Origin of the sequence: Streptomyces orinoci, from assembly GCF_003121295.1 — a bacterium.
In the GTDB taxonomy this organism is placed as follows: domain Bacteria; phylum Actinomycetota; class Actinomycetes; order Streptomycetales; family Streptomycetaceae; genus Streptomyces; species Streptomyces orinoci.
Genome location: NZ_PHNC01000006.1, coordinates 173506 through 190149, shown reverse-complemented (window position 1 = coordinate 190149; position 16644 = coordinate 173506). Strand labels below are relative to the sequence as shown.

Here is a 16644-nt window from a genome sequence, read left to right as displayed (position 1 = left end):
CCATAAGGGGGCGGGGCGCTGTTTTTCCGTACGGCCGCGCCGTGTACGTCCACCGGCGGCCCGCACCGGAAACGCATCGAACACCGTGGCACCAAGGCTCGAACTCCTTTGCGGCGCATGGCTCTTCCGTACGACCGGAAGCCGTTTCACCCCCCGCCCAGCCATCGCTCTGCTTGACTCCTGCGGTAATCCGGAGAGGAGTCGCCCTTGACCGCTGAACCCCACGGCCGTCACCCCGGTCATCAGGCCCCGGACGCGGAACGGTGGCACGCCGCCCTGAAGTCGGCGTGCGCGCGGCGCAGTTACCCCGAGGAGCACACCGCCGAGGCCGTCCGCAGAGCGGCCGAGGGACGGCTGAGCCTGCGGGATCTGCGCCTGATGCTGCTGGCCGTCCCCGACCACCCCGCCCGCCAGGCCGCCTTCGACCAGGTCGCCGCCCATGGGGATGCGGCGGGCCAACTCCTGCTGCTGCACGCCCAGCTGGAGTCCTGGCCGCCGCCCGTGGTCACCGACGACGGTGCGGAAGAGGGGCGGGAACACCGGGCCAGCGCGCTGGCCGGGCCGCCCGGCCGGCCGGTGCGCGGCCCCGAATGCCGGGCGGACACCCGCAAGGCCGCCCGGCAGCGCGCCCAGCTGGCCCTGCTGTGCCAACTGGCCGGGCTGACCCCGCGCCAGGCCGCCCCGGACGCCACCCCGCTTCGCGCCGCCCGCGCCCTGGAACCCGGGATGACCGGTGCGGAGTTCGAGACCCTGCTACGGGAGCGGGCCGAGTCGGGCCAGGGGCCGGGCGAGGAACTGCTGGAGGAGATCCTGCGCCGCGCCTCCGCCAGCCGGCTGCGCCACCGGGACCTGGAACTCCTGCTGTTCCACACCGGCGGGCCGCCCTGGGCAGCGGCCCGGGCCGCCGCCCTGGAGCTGGTGGCCAGAATGCCGCCCACCGCCGAGACCCTGCTCAGCTGGCACTGCGAACAAAGCGGTGGCCCCGGCGCCGAATACCGGCAGGAGACCGGCGGCACCCCGGCTGAGCCGAAGTACACCGTCACCGCCCGGCTGGGCCCCCACACCGGCGGCCCCCGCCAGGCCCTCGGCCGCAAGGTCGCCCGGCACTACGCCGCCGTGGAACTGCTCGCCCGGGTGACCGGCCTGGAGCCGCCGCGGGTCACGGTCCCCGACCGGCCGGAGAACGAAAAACGGGTCGCCCCGCTCAAGGCCGGGGACGACCCGCTGAAACTGCTCAACAAATACACCCAGCTCGAGGTCATCACCAAGCCCGTCTACACCTTCAGCCGCGGCCGCCCCGGCTCCCAGGCGCCCGTCATCTGCACCGCGGCCTGTGACTACCGGGGCCGCCGGACGGAGGTCTCGGCCCAGGGCCGGGCCGCCTCCAGGGCCGAGGCCCGGATCGCCGCCGCCCGCGCCCTGATCGGCGTGCTCAGCCGGACCGGCGGCGACATGGCGCCCGTACCCGCCATACCGGAACGCCGCAAGCCGCCCGCCACACCGGCTCCCGCCACACCAACACCCCCTGCTCCGGCGGCCGCCGGGGCCTCGGCCGACCAAGCCCTGGAGGCGCTCCGGGCCGGCTGTGCGCTGGTCTTCCTCCCGGCCCCGGCCCCCTCCCACGCCCGGCTGCTGATTCACCGGCCCGACGGCAGCCCCCTGCCCGCCCCGCCGCTGCCCGGGCCGCTCACCCCGGCCCGCCGCCAACTCGCCCTGGAACGGCCCGAAGGCATCCGGTGCGCCCAAGTCGAGGGCTGGGCCCTGCCCTTGGACCATGCCGTCCCGCTGCTGCTGAGCGCGGACGGTCAGGCCGCCGTCCACCCCACCGTGCGTGCCTGGGCCCGGGCGGCCCGTACCGGACTGCGGCTGATCGCCGCCCGGCTGGTCCACCCGGCGCTCACCCCGGCCGGCCTGGACACCTGGCGCATCGGCCCGCTGCCGGAGGAAACCCACCGCACCCTGGACCAACTCGCCGCCCAACTGCCGCCGCACGCCCACTGCACCCCCGCCGGCTCCCCGCCGCATCTCCCGCCGCCCGGCCGCACCCTGCAGGAGTTCCTGGACGCCCTGGCCGACGCCCTGCTGCGCACCCCCGGCGCCGTACCGCTCTTCGGCGATCTGCCCTTCACCGGAACGACCGCCCGCCCGGCCCCCCAACTGCGGCTGTGGACAGACATGGTGGCCGACCGCTGTGAGGGCGGCACCACCCCCGGCCTCGTCCTGCGGGTGGCACCCCCGGACCCGGCGGACGCCGAGGCCGGGCGGCTGCGCGCCACCCTGCTGCTCCGGCCCCCCGGCAGTGACCGGGCCGAACCGGTCGCCCGGTTCCATACCGGCCACCGTCCACCGCCCGGCCTGGACCACGGCGATCTGCGCCGGGCGGTACGCGCCCTGCGCCGCGCCGCCCAGGACTGGCCGCCGCTCAAACGGCTCGCCGACCACGACCCGGCCGCCCCCCTCCTGCTGACCTCCTCCGACATCCTGGAACTCCTGGGCGAGACCGGCCGGTTGCTGGCGGAGCGGGGCCTTGGCATCCAGTGGCCGGAGGAACTGCGCCGGGCGCTGAGCACCCGTACGGTGGTCGGCGGCACGGCCCACGACGGTTCGGACGGCTCGCGAGGCTCGGGCGAGTCCGGCGGCCCAGGGGCATCCGTGGGCTTTGGGCTCAACCAGCTCCTGGACTTCCGCTGGCAGCTGGTACTGGACGGCGAGCCGCTCACCGAGGCGGAGATGGACCGGCTGGTGGCGGCGGCCCGCCCGCTGGTCGCCCTGCGCGACCGCTGGGTCCTGGTCGATCCGGACACCGCCCGCCGCGCCCGCCACCGCCGTCTGGAACCGCTCACCGGCGCGGCCGCGCTGACCGCCGCCCTGTCCGGCTCGGTCACCGTGGACGGCCGGGACTTCGCCTGCGAGCCGGCCGGGGCGCTGGCCGAGGTGGTCGCCACCCTGCGCGGCGGTGAAACCGCCCGCCCGGTGCCGGTGCCCCGCGCCCTCCACGCCCAGCTGCGCGACTACCAGCACCGGGCGCTCAACTGGCTGTCCCACACCACCTCATTGGGCTTCGGCGCCTGCCTGGCCGATGACATGGGCCTGGGCAAGACGCTCACCGCCATCGCCTTCCATCTGCACCGCCGGGAATGCGGCCACCCCGGCCCCACCCTGGTGATCTGCCCGTCCTCGCTGGTCGCCAACTGGGCCAGGGAAATCGCCCGGTTCGCCCCCGGCACCCCCGTCATCCGCTACCACGGCAACCAGCGCTCGCTGGCCGGTACGGCGGAGACGGCCGTGGTGGTGACCACCTATGGCATCCTGCGCCGCGACCACCGGCGGCTGGCGGCCGTCAACTGGGACCTGGTGCTGGCCGACGAGGCCCAGCATGTGAAGAACCACCGCACCCAGACCGCCCGTTGCCTGCGCGAGCTGCGCTCCGGAGTACGCCTCGCGCTCACCGGCACCCCGGTGGAGAACACCCTGGACGAACTCTGGGCCATCCTGGACTGGGCCAACCCCGGACTGTTCGGCACCCTGGCCCGGTTCCGGGAACGCTATGCACGCGATGTGGAACGGGACACCGCCGACCCGGCCGCCCGCCGGCTCACCCGGCTGATCAGCCCCTTCCTGCTGCGGCGGCGCAAGAGCGACCCCGGCATCGCCCCCGAACTGCCGCCCAAGGTGCACCAGGAGCGCATTGTCCAGCTGACCGCCGAACAGGCCGCGCTCTACGAGGCCAATGTGCGCGAGGCCATGGCCGCCGTACGCGGCTCGGCCGGACCCGGCCGACGGCGGATGGTGCTGCGACTGCTCACCGCCCTCAAACAGATCTGCAACCACCCCGCGCACTATCTGCACCACCGCACCGGCCGGCCGGCGCCCGACGAGCCGCCCTTCGCCGAGCGCTCCGCCAAACTCAGGGCACTCCAGGAGCTGTTGACCACCATTGGCGAACGCGGCGAATCCGCCCTGATCTTCACCAGCTATGTGGTGATGGGCCGGCTGCTCCAGGACCATCTGGACACCCTGGGACTGGACCCGCTGTTCCTGCACGGCTCCACCCCGCCCGCCCGGCGCCAGGAAATGGTGGACGCCTTCCAGGCGGGCCGGCACCGGATCCTGATCCTCTCCCTGCGGGCCGCCGGCACCGGGCTCAATCTCACCCGCGCCACCCATGTCATCCACTACGACCGCACCTGGAACCCCGCCATCGAGGACCAGGCCACCGACCGCGCCCACCGCATCGGCCAGCACCGCACCGTCCATGTCCACCAACTCATCAGCGAGGGCACGGTGGAGGACCGGATCGCCGCCCTGCTGGAGAGCAAACGCGCCCTGCACGACGCCGTCCTGGCCACCGGCGAAAGCGCCCTGGGCGCCCTGACCGACCGGGAACTGGCCGACCTCGTCACCCTGGGGAAGAACACATGAGCACGGCCCTCAGGCCCGCCACCGCCCGCTGGGCCGACATTTGGACCACCGCCTTCAAGGCCGCCGCGGGCAACCCCGCCGTGCCGGCGGAAGGGTGTGCCCTGCTGGGCACCCTGGGGCCGCTGAACATCGGCGCCGGAGTGGTCACCACCAAGATCCATGTCCCCGGCGTCCAGGCCAGGATCCGCCCGGTCATCGGAGTGCCGGTGCTCGGCGAGGAGGAATGGGACCGGATCTACGCCGCCCTGTCCCAGGACCCCGTGCTCGCCGCCGCACTGCGCGGTGAGCGCCTCCCCGATGTACTCACCGACCCCGCCCGCACGGCCGGGGTACCGCTGATGCCCTCGGCCGCCGAGCTCTCCCTCCGCTGCAACTGCGGTGCCGAGTCCGGCATTTGCCCGCACACCGCCGCCCTGGGCCATGCCTTCGCCCAGCGGCTGCGTACCGCCCCCGCCGTGCTGCTCTCGCTGCGCGGCCGCGCCCATAAACACCTCCGCGCCCACCTGGCCACCGGGGGCGTCCCCGCCCCCTCGCCCGCCCCGGACCTCCAACCCGATCCGGACGGCATCCCGGCCGAGGAGGCCTATCGCCGCTGGCGCAACCGCCCCACCGGGGCCGCCCCGCCGGACGACCGCGCCGCCCCGCCCGGCGAACCGGAGTTCTGCCTCCTGGACGGCTCCCTGGAGGAGCCGCCCGCCCCCGCCCCGTCCCTCACCGTCCTGTCCGCCCTGGCCGATGACGCGGCCCGGCGCGCCCGGGCCCTGCTGCGCGGGGAGCACCGCCCGCCCGCCGGCGATTCCTTCACCGACGCGGTGCGCCTGCTGGCCACCTCCCCGGGGGCACCCTGGGCCGCCGAGGCGGCCGAGCGCCTGGGCCTCGCCCCCGGCCAACTGCGGCGGCTGGGCACCGCGTTGGAGTACGGCGGCCTGGACGGCCTCCAGGTCACCCTGCACCGCCTGCCCGCCGACCCCGATACCCTCGCCCAGGCCGAGGCCGCCATCCAGCCCTTGCGGCCGGCGCCCCTCTCCACCCTGGAGCGCGACCACAACCGCGTCACCGACCCCGGCGCCCGGGTCCAGCTCCGGCTCGGCCCGGACGGCCGCTGGTACCCCTTCACCGACTGGCTTGGCACCTGGCGCCCGGCCCCCGGCCCGTCCCCGGACCCCGCCATGGCCTACAAGGCCGCCCGCCAGGCACTGAGCCGCCAGCCGGGAGGCGGCTAGCCGGGGGCGCGGAGAACCCGCGGCCCTCAACACAGGCGCGCCGATGCGCCGAGAGCCACCGGAAGCCGCCCGTCCAGGGCCCAACGGCCCTGGTGAACGGGGCCCTTTGGGCACTCGGGGGCGGTGTCATACTGCGGCCCCATGAAGATCGACACGCATGAGTACCACGCCCTGCTCGCCCGGCATGACGCCATGCGGCTGCGCCGGCGGCTGCTGTCCACCGCGCCGGACCGGGCGGGCGGGCCACAGCCCTATGACGGGGCCGCCGACCAGGCGGTGATCCACCGGTACCTGGACACGGTCACCCCCTTTGAGAAGCTGATCGCCCACCTCTACACCTCCCTCTTCGAGCAGTGGCCCGCGCTGCGGGCGCTGTTCCCCGAGTCCATGGCCTTCCAGCGGCAGCATCTGGCGGAGATCCTGCGGTACTTGACCGCCAACCTCCATCAACCGCGGGAGATCGAGGGGACCTTCGCCCGGCTGGGCCGCGAACACCGCAAACTCGGGGTGCGCCCCGCGCACTTCGCCGCCTTCGAGACCGCGCTGCGCCAGGCGCTGCGGGCCACGGCGGGGCCGCGCTGGACCGAGGAGATGGAGGGCGCCTGGCTGCGGATGCTGCGCTTCGCGGTGGCCGCCATGGTGGCCGGTGCGGAGGCGGCGGTGGGCGAGCCCACCGCCTGGCAGGCCACCGTCACCGCGCATGAGCCCGTCGCCCCGGGCACGGTGCGGCTGCGGTTACGGCCGCATGAGCCGTACCCCTATCGGGCCGGGCAGTCTGCGGCCCTGGAGTCCCCGCTGCTGCCCCAGGCCTGGCGCCGCTATGCCATGGCCCATGCGCCCCGCCCGGACGGTGAACTGGAGTTTCTGGTCGGCAGGTTGGGACCCGGTGGGGTGAGCGAGGCGCTGGTGGAACACACCCGCGTGGGCGATGTGCTGCGGCTGGGACCGGCCGCGGGCGGACCCACCCTCCAGGGTGGCCCCGGCCCGCGAGGTGCTGCTGGTGGCGGGCGGCTGGGGACGCTCGGCGGCCCGCGCCCTGCTGGAGGAACTGGCCGTACGACGGCGGCCGGTGCCGGTGTTCCTGGACACCCCCGCGACCGGCGAACCCTGGCCGTGGGCACGATTGACGCCCCCCGGGGACATCCCTTCCGCCGCCCTGCCGGGTGACCTGTCCCGTTGCCTCGCCCTGGTCAGCGGGCCCCCGGAGTCGGTCGAGGAGGCCCTCACCCGGCTGCTGGCGGCGGGACTGCCGAAGGAGAACGTCCGGCGCGGATAGCGCGCGCCCCGCCGGCGGAACCGCCCTCGGCGACGGCGGCCAGGACGGGGCCGGGGCCGCCCTGCCAAGAGCGCGGGGCGTGAGGCGCAGGGCGGCTCCGCCGCGCGGGCGCGACCGGCTCAAGACGGCCCGCACCGGACAGCGCGGCCGAGGCAACCGGACCGCTCACCGAAGGAACCGCGCCCGGCGATGTCGTGGCCCCCTGGCGCACCCCACCCGGCCGCCTTCCCCCACGCCCGTGCTCGAACCGGTGGAACACCGCCCAGAACAGCGCCAGCGCCACCCCGAACACCGGCACCCACAGCACCCGCAGCGCCGCCCAGCCGGGCCCGTCCGGTGCGGTGTGCAGGGCGGGCAGCTGACCGGCCGCCACCAGCCCCAGCCCGGTGACCGCCATCATCGCCGTCTGGTGCCAGAGGAACACCGTCATCGCGAAGAGATTGACCCCGGCCACCCCCGCCCAGGCCAGCGGCCTGCGCATGGCCCGCCGCAGCGGCTCCATCAGCAGCAGCGCCAGTCCGCACTGGGCCAGGCCGAAGCACACCGCGGCCAGCGTGGGCGGGCTGAGGTTGGAGATCGCCGCACCCGGCACCCCCACCATGCTCGCCGGATAGCCGCCCCACAGCACCAGGGCCACCGTCGCCGCGCCCCCGCCCAGCAGCAGCGGCAGCCCCGCGTACCGTCCGCGCAGCCCGCCCCGGGCGTAAAGCGCGCCGAGGGTGAAGGGCACCAGCCAGCCCGCGGCCACATTGACCCAGCCCAGCCAGGCCGGGCCGCCCAGGGCGAAGCGGGTCAGGTCCACGGCGGCGACCACCGCCAGCGGCCCGCCCGGGTGCAGCCGGGCCACCAGCGGAGTGGCGGCGGTCAGTGCCGCGAACACCAGCAGGAACCACATGGGGGAGGCCACCAGCGTCATCAGCGTGCGTACCGTCCCCTTCGGTACTCCCAGGGCCGGCAGCAAGCACGCGACCGGGATCCACACCGCCAGGACCACGGCCGCCGGACGGGCCAGCCGGCCCAGCCTGCCGCCCGCCCACCGCCGGTAGCCGATGCCCCGGCCGCGGGCCGAGCGATAGCCGCGCACCGCGCAGATGCCGCCGACGAAGAAGAACAGCGCCAGCGTCTGGCACACCCAGGACACCGGGGCCAGATAGGGCATATGCCGCAGCGGACTGTCCGTGTGCAGCCCGCCGTCGGTCGCCACCAGGGCGGTGACCAGCCAGTGGCCCAGCACCACCCCCAGGATGGCGAAGGCCCGCAGCGCGTCCAGGGCCCGGTCGCGGCCGGGCGGGGTCAGGTCCGACACCCGCCGCGCCAGCAGGCGAGGCGAGGGCGGCCGGGATATCAGCAGGGTCATTGCCGGGGCTTCCTTCCGGTGTGGTGTCCGGAGCGGAAGCTAGGGAGGCGGCCGGGCGGACCGCGTCACCCCGGGGTAGCAGACCGGGCCTGATACCCCAGGGTCAGCGGGATGAGGGATCAGCCCTGCTGGGCGACCGCCTGGTCGTACAGCTTGCGGACCGCATCGTCGAAGTACGGGCTGTAGGACACATCGTCGCTGTCCCCGCCTTTCTGGTAGCCGCCGATGACCCCGATCACCGAGCCATTGCGGGTCGCCGGGTCGAAGTCGGTCACCCAGGGACTGCCGCTGGTCCCCCCGCTGTAGCCGGTGCAGGCGATCCGCATCTGGTGCGCGCTCTGCTCGCTGATGTGGTTGCCGCAGGTGATGGGCTCATTGCCGCTGTCGGGGTAGCCGGTGATCCGTACGTCATGGCCGAAGCCGGGGTCGATGCCCAGCCGGTTGGTGCCCAGCACATCGGCGATGCGCTTGCCGCCCAGCGGTTTGAGCACGATGAACGCCACATCCGCGTCGGGGTCCCCGGACCGCGTCCAGCGAGGGTCCACCACCAGGGCGGCGGGCTGCCAGATACCGTCGGGGCTCCTGCCGTCGCGGTAGGCCGGGACGAAGACGATGTCCCGCTTGTAGTCGCCGCCCGCCCCGCCGTGCACACAGTGCGCGGCGGTGATCAGCAGGGACTTGCCCGGGCTGGACACCACGCTGGCCGTACAGAAGTGGTCGCCCGAGGTGTCATGGGAGAACAGCGCCCCCACCCGGGAGTTGGACAGCGTCGCCCGGGCGGTATGGGACACCCCGGGATGGTGCCCGAGCGCCCTGGCATGCGCCAGCCGCTCCCTTGACCAGGAGGGCGGCGCGGTGGGCGGAACGGTCCGCGCGCCAAGGGACGGCCGGGCGGCGGAGTGCGTGGCACCGTCCGGGGAACAGCCGGTGAGCGGGAGGAGCAGCAGCAGGGCGCACAGCAGACGGGGGCAGAGTCTTGGCCGCATGACGGAACGCTAGCGGCATCTCACCCCGTACACCCGGGACCCGGGGCGGGCGGACGGGGGATGGCCTCACCGCCGGGACGCCGCGCTGCCGGGGCCGCGCGGCCACCGCACACTCCAGGGCGGTGAGGCCAGTGGCGGGTCAGACCTCCAGGCCGCCCTCGATCGTCTTCAACTGGTGCCTGGCCATCGCCAGGTTGGCCCGGGAGCGGTCCAGGGCGAGGTAGAGGAACATGCCCTTGCCATTGCGTCCGGTGAGCAGCCGGATCAGGTGGTACTGGGTGCCCAGGGTGATGAGAATGTCCTCGATCTCCTCCTGCAGCCCCAGCATCTCCATGGTGCGCACCTTGGCCCGGACCACATCGGTGTTGCCGGCCGCGGCCACCGTGAGATCCAGGTCCTTGCCACCGCCGACCGTGCCCAGCGCCATTCCGCTGGTGTAATCGACCAGGGCCGCGCCTATGGCGCCCTCGATGGAGGTCATCGCTTCCTTCAGCGCGGTCTCGATGTTGATGGCCATGATGGGTGATTCCTTTCAACTGGGGTTATTCGGAGCGGAGGTTCAGCGGCGTTCGGCGGTGCGGCCCAGGGTGCTTTCCACAAGTTCCGCTATCCGGGCACTGCAGCGGCGGACCTCCAGCTGCAGGCGGCCGACATTGGCGCGTGGTTCGGCGAGTACGGTCACCACCGCCGAGGGGCCGGCCGCGTAGATGGCGACATATCCCTGCTCGCCGCGCACCAGCAACTCACGGAATTCGCCCTGGGCGGTGGCCTCGGTGAGCCGCATTCCCACACCGAGCGCGGCCGCGGTCAATGCGGCGACGCTCTCCGTCTCGGGCGTCGCACTGTCATGGGCGAGGACAAAACCATCGACGGTGGCCGCCAGGACACCGGTCAGATGGGGCACTCTCGCCCGAAGCCGCTGCAATTCCTTGGCGACTTCGGCGTCTACGGTCATCAGCCGGTTCCTTCCAGCACGCTGACGCAGCATCCGCCTCATGACGCTGCGGTTGTCCGGACAAGAGCAAGGGCAAGGGCATGGCCAAGGGCAAGAGCGCGGGCCGGAACGGGATTCACAGTCGGGCCTCCAAGGCATCGCGAATGCGGCGCAGCAACGCGACGTCCGGCACGGCCGCCGCGTCCGCGCTCCACGGGGCGAGGGGGGTGGCGGGACGGGGCGGCGGACCGGCGGCCGGGGTGTCGATATATCCGGCGGCCGCCAGCCGCCGTATGTCGATCAGGGTGTGGAACGCCGGACGGCCCAGCAGCCGGGCGATCTCACTGGGGGTCCGTACGCCGTCGGCCAGTGCCAGCACCGCGCCCTGGCGGCGGCTGGGGGCGGGGGAGTGGGGCGCGGCGCGCCGCACCACGGGCGCGGTGTCCACCTGGGGATGCGGCCAGAGGCCATTGAGCAGGGCGGTACGGCGCCTGCTCTCCCGTTCGACGGCCCCGGCGGTGATGGGGCGGAGGTGGCCGAACCAGTGCTGGGCGCCCGGGCGGAAGCGGGTGGGGCCGCCCTTGGCGCCCAGCACAAAGTAACTGGCGTCGAAGAGGGCCGACAGATGGCAGATCTCCAGCTCGCCGCAGGAGAGCCGGCCGCTGTCCACCAGGAAGCGGCCCACCTGCCGCCGGGCTCCGGCCCGGTCGATGGCGCCGCGCCAGAGGTCGTCGGTGAGCCGTCCGCCGGCGGTCAGCAGGGTGCCGACCCCGGGGGCGGCGGGGCTTTCGGCGTGGACCACGGCGCCGTCGGCGAGATAGAGGGTGCCGGAATCCCGCAGCAGGGCGCCGGTGGCCCGGCGGGCGGCGAGGTCCAGAAGCACGGAGCGGGGGCCGGACATCAGCCGAGCACCAGCTCCGTCGCCAGATGGCGCAGCCGTAATCGGGCCAGGGCCAGGTTGGCGTGGGAGCGGTCCAGCCATAGATGAATGAGCACGCTGCTGTCGAAGCCGGTTTCCACGAACCTCAGGACATGGAAGTCACTGCCGGTGGTGACGATGACGTCCTCCACCGGGAATTCGCCGCGTGCTCCGAAGGCCTGGTGCTCGGCGGCCAGCCGGGCCAGTTCGGCGGTCTCCGCGGCGGCGGTCTCCCGGTCGTCTTCCGGTGCTTCGCCCGCCGTGCCCAGGGCCAGCCCGCTGACCCAGTCGAGCACCGCGGCACCACGGGCTCCGGGCAGAGCCATGACATCCAGCAGGCACTCTTCGATTCCGGGCATGGAAAATCCCCTCGATCCGGGCGGCTGCGCGGCGACAAGGGGAAGCGTAGGGAACCGTGGCCAAGGGTGAGCGGGTTTCCGCATTTTCCAGCGAAATATGCGGGCGGTGGGTTATGAGGCCGTGAACTGCCGTCGTCCCGGCGGCCGTTGCCGGAATTCCGCAAAGAGGTTGCCAAAGGGGGATGGGCGGCGCGTCACAACTCCCGTTCGCCGCTCGCCTCCTCGTCGATGATGTGCATCGCCGCCTCCTCCGCGGACGCCGCTCCGCCGTTGATGCCCACGTCCCGGGCGAAGACATCGTTCCGGCGGGGCGGCAGGCGGTCGATGACCGGGGTGAGGCGGCCCGCCCGGGCGTCGCCCACCTCCTCGTCCACCGGCTCGCCCGCCTTGTCGCTGTCGTCCCCGATGCCGTCGCCGTCGGGAACGGCGATATCGGGGACTTCCTCGGCCAGGCGCTGCTCCAGGGTCTCGCCCGCGCGCTGTTCGCCGGCGGTGTTGCCGTAGTGGTTCACGGCCAGCGGCCGCTCCGGCGGCGAGTAGCCCTCGTCGAGAATCTTGTCGAGGCCGTCCTGGTCGAGCGCGTTCTCCAGGTCGAGGTCGGAGGGGTTGTCGCGGTCGTCGGACCGGACCGGCTGATAGACCTCGTCACCCATCGCGTCGTCGGACATGGGTCCTCCTTCTTCGCTCCTCGGGCCCCCGAGTGGTCGCCCACGCCTGAGGTGTTCCCCTCTTCCATTCTCCGCGCGGCTTCCCGGCGCCGCGCGGCGGGCCGTCACCCCCGGTCGTGGTGCCGGTGGCCGGGGCGGCGCAGCCGGAGCCAGGTCTCACGGGCCCGGCGCCCGGCCTCCACCCGGCTGCGGGCGACCAGCTCCCGGGCCTGTTCCTCGGTCTCCACCATCGGCCCGGAGCCGCGCAGCGGCCGCCCGGCGGTCTCGTGCAGGAAGAAGGCGGAGACAAAGCCGATGGCACCGGCGGCCATCAGGTAGTAGGCCGGGACCATCTTGTTGTGGGTGCTCTCGATCAGGGCGGAGACCGCCAGCGGGGTGGTGCCGCCGAACAGCGAGACCGAGATGTTGTAGGAAACCGATAGCGCGCCATAGCGCAGCCGGGTGGGGAAGAGGGCGGGCAGGGTGGCGGCGGCGGTGCCCGCGAAGCAGACCAGCAGCAGCCCCAGCACCAGACAGCCGATGGCCGGCAGCAGGGTGCCCTGGGCCCGGATCAGCAGCAGCGCCGGAATGGCGAGGGCCACCAGGGCCGCGCTGCCGGCCATAAAGACCGGCCGGCGTCCCCAGAGGTCGGAATAGCGGCCCACGGTGGTGATGGTCAGCGCCACGACGATCATGGTGCCCAGGATCAGCAGCTGGGAGGTGGTGGAGTCCCGGCCGAGCGTCTCGGTCATATAGGTCGGCAGGTAGGAGGTGACCAGATAGTTGGTGACGTTGTAGACCACCACCAAACCCATGCAGATCAGTACTGCGTGCCAGTGCTTGGTGAAGGTCTCCTTCAGCCGCCCGTGCCCGGACTGGCGGGCCTCCTCGGCGTGGGCCTGGTGGGCGGCCTCGGTGTCGTCACCGCCCGCCTCCATGCCCACCGAGGCCTCGGCCCGGAAGGCGGGGGTCTCCTCCAGCCGCATCCGCATATAGAGCCCGATCAGCCCCAGCGGTCCGGACAGCAGGAAGGGCAGCCGCCAGCCCCAGTCGGTCATGGTGTCCGTGCCCAGGGCGGCGGTGAGCCCGGTCACCAGCGCCGAGCCCAGCGCGTAGCCGACGAAGGTGCCGAAGTCCAGCCAACTGCCCAGGAAACCACGGCGGTTGTCGGGTGAGTACTCGGCGATATAGGTGGTGGCCCCGGCGTACTCGCCGCCGGTGGAGAAGCCCTGGACCAGCCGGCAGACCAGCAGCAGGACCGGTGCCCACAGCCCGGCGGTGGCATAGCCGGGCAGCAGGCCCACGGCGAAGGTGCTCACCGCCATCATGATCATGGTGGCCGCCAGGACCCGCTGCCGTCCGATGCGGTCGCCCAGCGGCCCGAAGGCCAGTCCGCCCAGCGGGCGCACCAGGAAGGCCGCGGCGAAGGTGGCGAAGGAGGAGATCACCTGGACACCGGGGGAGCTGCCGGGGAAGAAGACCTTGCCCAGCACCGCCGCCAGGTAGGCGTACACCCCGAAGTCGAACCACTCCATCATGTTGCCGAGCGCCGCCGCCGAGACGGCGCGGTGCACCTCGGGGCGGTCGGTGACCAGGACCTCTTCGAGGCTCAGGGGACTCTTCCGGCGGCGCAGTACGGTGCGCAGCAGCCGGTCGGTGGCCGGAGTGCTCTCCCGCTGCCACTGGGCGCGGCCCGGCTTCGACGGCCTTCTTCCGTCCATGAAGCTAATTCAACCCTTATGTGCGGCTTGGTGCTTTTCGAGTGCCCGCCGGAGCGGACCTGCACGCGTATACCCCGGGACGCAAGTCGTATTCATTTTCGTATTCAGGTAAAACGTTCGCCATCAAGAGACCAAGAGTCTTGATCTGTTCATGACCTCCCGCTGGGATCTTGCCAGCCGCTTCAGCGGCTTGAGCCCACTCAGGGAGAATCCATGCGCCTTGCTCGTCCCCGGCCGCGTACCGCCGCCACCGCGGCCTTCGCCGCCACCCTCGCCGCCGCCGCGCTGGCCGCCGTCCCGCAGACCGGGACCGCGCAGGCCGCGCCCATCCCGCACACCTTCGCCAAGCCGGCGATCGCGGGACACGAGCTGGCGAAGGGGATAGGCACCCCGCTGTCCATTGCTCAGTGCCAGGCCAAGTTCAAGCTCAACTGCTACAACCCGCTCCAGTACCGCCAGGCGTACAACCTCAACTCGCTGTACAAGTCGGGCATCACCGGCAAGGGCCGCACGATCGTGATCGTGGACTCCTTCGGCTCCCCGACCATCCAGCACGACCTGGACGTCTACAGCAAGCAGTTCGGCATCAAGAGCACCAAGGTCGATGTGGTCAAGTGGGGCAACGTCCCCAAGTTCGACCCCAAGAACGCCGATATGACGGGCTGGGCCGGCGAGACCACCCTGGATGTGGAGATGGCCCACGCGGTGGCCCCGGACGCCAAGATCGTCCTGGTGGAGACCGCGGTCGCCGAGACCGAGGGCACCACCGGTCTGCCGGAGATGATGGACGCCGAGAAGGCCATGATCAAGAAGGGCGTCGGCGATGTGATCACGCAGAGCTTCGGCGCCACCGAGAACACCTTCCCGGGCTTCGACAAGGGCGACTTCTCCAGCATCAAGAACCTGCGCTACGCCTTCGAGGAGGCGGCCCGCAAGCATGTCACCGTGCTGGCCTCCTCCGGTGACGGCGGCGCCACCGACAACACCGCGGACGGCAAGGGCTTCTACAAGGAGCGCGTCAACTCCTGGCCCTCCTCCGACCCGCTGGTCACCTCCATCGGCGGCACCCAGCTGCACCTCAACGACAAGGGCGACCGCATCAAGCCGGACAGCGTCTACAACGACCACGGCGCGGGCGGCGGCGGCCAGTCCCATGTCTTCACCCGCCCCTCCTTCCAGAACAGCGTGAAGAAGGTCGTCGGTGACCGCCGCGGCACCCCGGACGTCTCCATGGCGGCCGCGGTGGACGGTGGCGCCTGGATCTACACCAGCTACGACCCGACCGCGGTCGGCTGGGAGATCACCGGCGGCACCAGCGAGGCCAGCCCGCTGTTCTCCGGCGTGATCGCCCTGGCCGACCAGGCCGCGGGCAAGCGCGTGGGCGACATCAACCAGGCCCTGTACACGCTGAACGCCCGTTCCGCCCACGACCGTTCCACCGGCATCGTGGACGTGGCCGACGGCACCAACAACAGCTACGCCGGTGTCACCGGCTACACCGCCGTCAAGGGCTATGACATGGCCACCGGCGTGGGCACCGTGGACGCCAACCGCTTTGTCCGCGCCCTGGCCCGCCTCAGCCGTCACCACTGACGCACGCGGCATCTGCCGGACCCCCTGAACGACATGCCCCGCCCTTGGGCGGGGTATGTCGTTTGTGTTTTCGCGTTAACTGATGTGGCTGGAGGGCCTGGTGGACGGCGTGCGTCGCGGTAGTACGGATGAATGGGACATTGTCTCGGGGGTGGGCATCACCGCGCTGGCGGTGGCCTCGGGCCGGGCGATCGAGTCAACCCGCCCCGATCCCCTGATAGTTGACCCCTACGCCGCCTGGTTCCTGGCCGAGGCGCAGCCGCCGGTGCCCATGCCGGACTCGGCCGACGACCCCGAGGTCACCGGGTCGCCCCAGGGCGGCTGGGCCGCCGCCTCCCGCTATATCGCGGTCCGTTCGCGCGCCTTCGACGACTACCTCCAGGACGCCGCCCGTTCGGGAATCGGCCAAGTGGTCATCCTGGCCTCCGGGTTGGACACCCGCGCGCACCGCCTGGACTGGCCCCAGGGCACCACCGTCTTCGAAATCGACCAGCCCGCCGTCCTGGACTTCAAGCTCCGGGTGCTGCGGGACCGGGGCGCCCGCCGCGCCTGTGTGCACCGGCCGGTGCCGGCCGACCTGCGCGAGGACTGGGCCGCCGCCCTCCGGGAGGCCGGCTTCGACCGCACCCGGCCCACCGCCTGGCTGGCCGAAGGGCTGCTGCCCTACCTTCCGGCGGACGCCGAGGAACGCCTCTTCGCCGAGATCCACCGCCTGTCCGCCCCCGGCAGCCGGCTGGCCGTCGAACAGGTCCAGGAGGTCGAGGGGGCGGTCGCCGCCACCGCCAGAGCCTCCCGTCACGCCGATCTGCGCATCGGCATCTCCCAGCTGGTCCACGCCGACCCCCGCCCCCCGGCCGACCACCGGCTGTCCGCCATGGGCTGGCAGGCGGAGTCCGTCAGCCCGGTCGATACCGCGGCCCGCTACGGCCGCGACCTGACCACCGACAGCTCCCCGGGCCGGCACATCCGGCACGCCTTCGCCCACCTCCCGGCGCCGGGGGCCCAGCGGCTGTGAGCCAGGTCATGGGACGCAGATCACTTACTGAAGTGGTTAGTGCTGAGTGAGGGCGATTTCTGGCGGCTTTCGCCGGTTTCTGGTCGCTTCAATGCGGTGTGCGGTAGTAGGTCACAGTCTTGTACCGGGTTTTCCGGGCCGCTAACAATGGCTGGGCCGCAGGGCGCCGTGGATCGGATACGGCGCCTTCCG

General features: G+C 72.7%; 13 protein-coding genes. 5 read left to right on the top strand and 8 right to left on the bottom strand.

Going from position 1 to position 16644, the window contains the following annotated elements; all coding sequences use genetic code 11:
- Positions 1-207: 207 nt before the first annotated feature.
- The 3 genes from CV755_RS02750 (at position 208) to CV755_RS02740 (ending at position 6812) form a co-directional block, all read left to right on the top strand.
- Positions 208-4422 (top strand): DEAD/DEAH box helicase, encoded by a 4215-nt coding sequence (locus tag CV755_RS02750; RefSeq protein WP_241560927.1) that lies wholly within the window; start codon positions 208-210, stop codon positions 4420-4422.
- Entirely contained in the window at positions 4419-5645 is a 1227-nt protein-coding gene (locus tag CV755_RS02745; protein WP_109278491.1) for a hypothetical protein, read from the top strand. Before CV755_RS02750 ends, CV755_RS02745 begins: the two co-directional genes overlap by 4 nt.
- Before the next feature lie 141 nt (positions 5646-5786).
- The gene (locus CV755_RS02740; RefSeq protein ID WP_241560926.1) at positions 5787-6812 is read left to right on the top strand and encodes a globin domain-containing protein; all 1026 of its coding nucleotides are present in this window, start codon (positions 5787-5789) and stop codon (positions 6810-6812) included.
- Positions 6813-6868: 56 nt separating this feature from the next.
- Here the strand turns inward: CV755_RS02740 and CV755_RS02735 are convergent, their stop codons facing one another.
- The 8 genes from CV755_RS02735 to proP form a co-directional block, all read right to left on the bottom strand.
- Positions 6869-8278: an acyltransferase family protein gene (locus CV755_RS02735; RefSeq protein WP_241560925.1), complete on the bottom strand. Its 1410-nt coding sequence runs from the start codon at positions 8276-8278 to the stop codon at positions 6869-6871.
- Positions 8279-8397: 119 nt separating this feature from the next.
- On the bottom strand, positions 8398-9264 hold the full coding sequence (locus CV755_RS02730) for a trypsin-like serine peptidase (protein WP_241560924.1): 867 nt from the start codon (positions 9262-9264) through the stop codon (positions 8398-8400).
- A gap of 139 nt (positions 9265-9403) precedes the next feature.
- On the bottom strand, positions 9404-9781 hold the full coding sequence (locus CV755_RS02725; protein WP_109278490.1) for a hypothetical protein: 378 nt from the start codon (positions 9779-9781) through the stop codon (positions 9404-9406).
- Positions 9782-9823: 42 nt separating this feature from the next.
- Complete coding sequence (locus CV755_RS02720; protein WP_241560923.1) at positions 9824-10219, bottom strand: roadblock/LC7 domain-containing protein; 396 nt, start codon at positions 10217-10219, stop codon at positions 9824-9826.
- A gap of 115 nt (positions 10220-10334) precedes the next feature.
- Positions 10335-11099 carry a hypothetical protein gene (locus CV755_RS02715; RefSeq protein ID WP_109278488.1) on the bottom strand — a complete coding sequence of 255 codons (765 nt, stop codon included), beginning with the start codon at positions 11097-11099 and terminating at the stop codon, positions 10335-10337.
- Complete coding sequence (locus CV755_RS02710) at positions 11099-11476, bottom strand: hypothetical protein (RefSeq protein ID WP_109278487.1); 378 nt, start codon at positions 11474-11476, stop codon at positions 11099-11101. The genes CV755_RS02715 and CV755_RS02710 overlap by 1 nt, the downstream gene beginning before the upstream one ends.
- Positions 11477-11670: 194 nt before the next feature.
- Entirely contained in the window at positions 11671-12144 is a 474-nt protein-coding gene (locus CV755_RS02705) for a DUF5709 domain-containing protein (RefSeq protein ID WP_109278486.1), read from the bottom strand.
- Between the two features lie 104 nt (positions 12145-12248).
- Positions 12249-13844, bottom strand: a complete 1596-nt coding sequence (proP, locus tag CV755_RS02700) for a glycine betaine/L-proline transporter ProP (protein ID WP_109278485.1) — start codon at positions 13842-13844, stop codon at positions 12249-12251.
- A 213-nt stretch (positions 13845-14057) separates the two neighbouring features.
- Here proP and CV755_RS02695 point away from each other — a divergent pair, with 213 nt between their 5' ends.
- Both CV755_RS02695 and CV755_RS02690 read left to right on the top strand, forming a co-directional pair.
- Positions 14058-15437, top strand: a complete 1380-nt coding sequence (locus CV755_RS02695) for a S53 family peptidase (protein ID WP_109278484.1) — start codon at positions 14058-14060, stop codon at positions 15435-15437.
- 82 nt (positions 15438-15519) lie between these two features.
- On the top strand, positions 15520-16452 hold the full coding sequence (locus CV755_RS02690) for an SAM-dependent methyltransferase (protein WP_109278483.1): 933 nt from the start codon (positions 15520-15522) through the stop codon (positions 16450-16452).
- Positions 16453-16644 lie beyond the last annotated feature (192 nt).

What these genes read in the sequence shown, in the direction of transcription:
- CV755_RS02740 (WP_241560926.1), top strand. Translation starts at nt 5,787, where the DNA reads ATGAAGATCGACACGCATGAGTACCACGCCCTGCTCGCCCGGCATGAC.
- CV755_RS02715 (WP_109278488.1), bottom strand. Translation starts at nt 11,099, where the DNA reads ATGTCCGGCCCCCGCTCCGTGCTTCTGGACCTCGCCGCCCGCCGGGCC.
- CV755_RS02720 (WP_241560923.1), bottom strand. Translation starts at nt 10,219, where the DNA reads ATGACCGTAGACGCCGAAGTCGCCAAGGAATTGCAGCGGCTTCGGGCG.
- CV755_RS02745 (WP_109278491.1), top strand. Translation starts at nt 4,419, where the DNA reads ATGAGCACGGCCCTCAGGCCCGCCACCGCCCGCTGGGCCGACATTTGG.
- CV755_RS02695 (WP_109278484.1), top strand. Translation starts at nt 14,058, where the DNA reads ATGCGCCTTGCTCGTCCCCGGCCGCGTACCGCCGCCACCGCGGCCTTC.
- CV755_RS02705 (WP_109278486.1), bottom strand. Translation starts at nt 12,144, where the DNA reads ATGTCCGACGACGCGATGGGTGACGAGGTCTATCAGCCGGTCCGGTCC.
- CV755_RS02690 (WP_109278483.1), top strand. Translation starts at nt 15,520, where the DNA reads ATGTGGCTGGAGGGCCTGGTGGACGGCGTGCGTCGCGGTAGTACGGAT.
- proP (WP_109278485.1), bottom strand. Translation starts at nt 13,844, where the DNA reads ATGGACGGAAGAAGGCCGTCGAAGCCGGGCCGCGCCCAGTGGCAGCGG.
- CV755_RS02710 (WP_109278487.1), bottom strand. Translation starts at nt 11,476, where the DNA reads ATGCCCGGAATCGAAGAGTGCCTGCTGGATGTCATGGCTCTGCCCGGA.
- CV755_RS02725 (WP_109278490.1), bottom strand. Translation starts at nt 9,781, where the DNA reads ATGGCCATCAACATCGAGACCGCGCTGAAGGAAGCGATGACCTCCATC.
- CV755_RS02730 (WP_241560924.1), bottom strand. Translation starts at nt 9,264, where the DNA reads ATGCGGCCAAGACTCTGCCCCCGTCTGCTGTGCGCCCTGCTGCTGCTC.
- CV755_RS02735 (WP_241560925.1), bottom strand. Translation starts at nt 8,278, where the DNA reads ATGACCCTGCTGATATCCCGGCCGCCCTCGCCTCGCCTGCTGGCGCGG.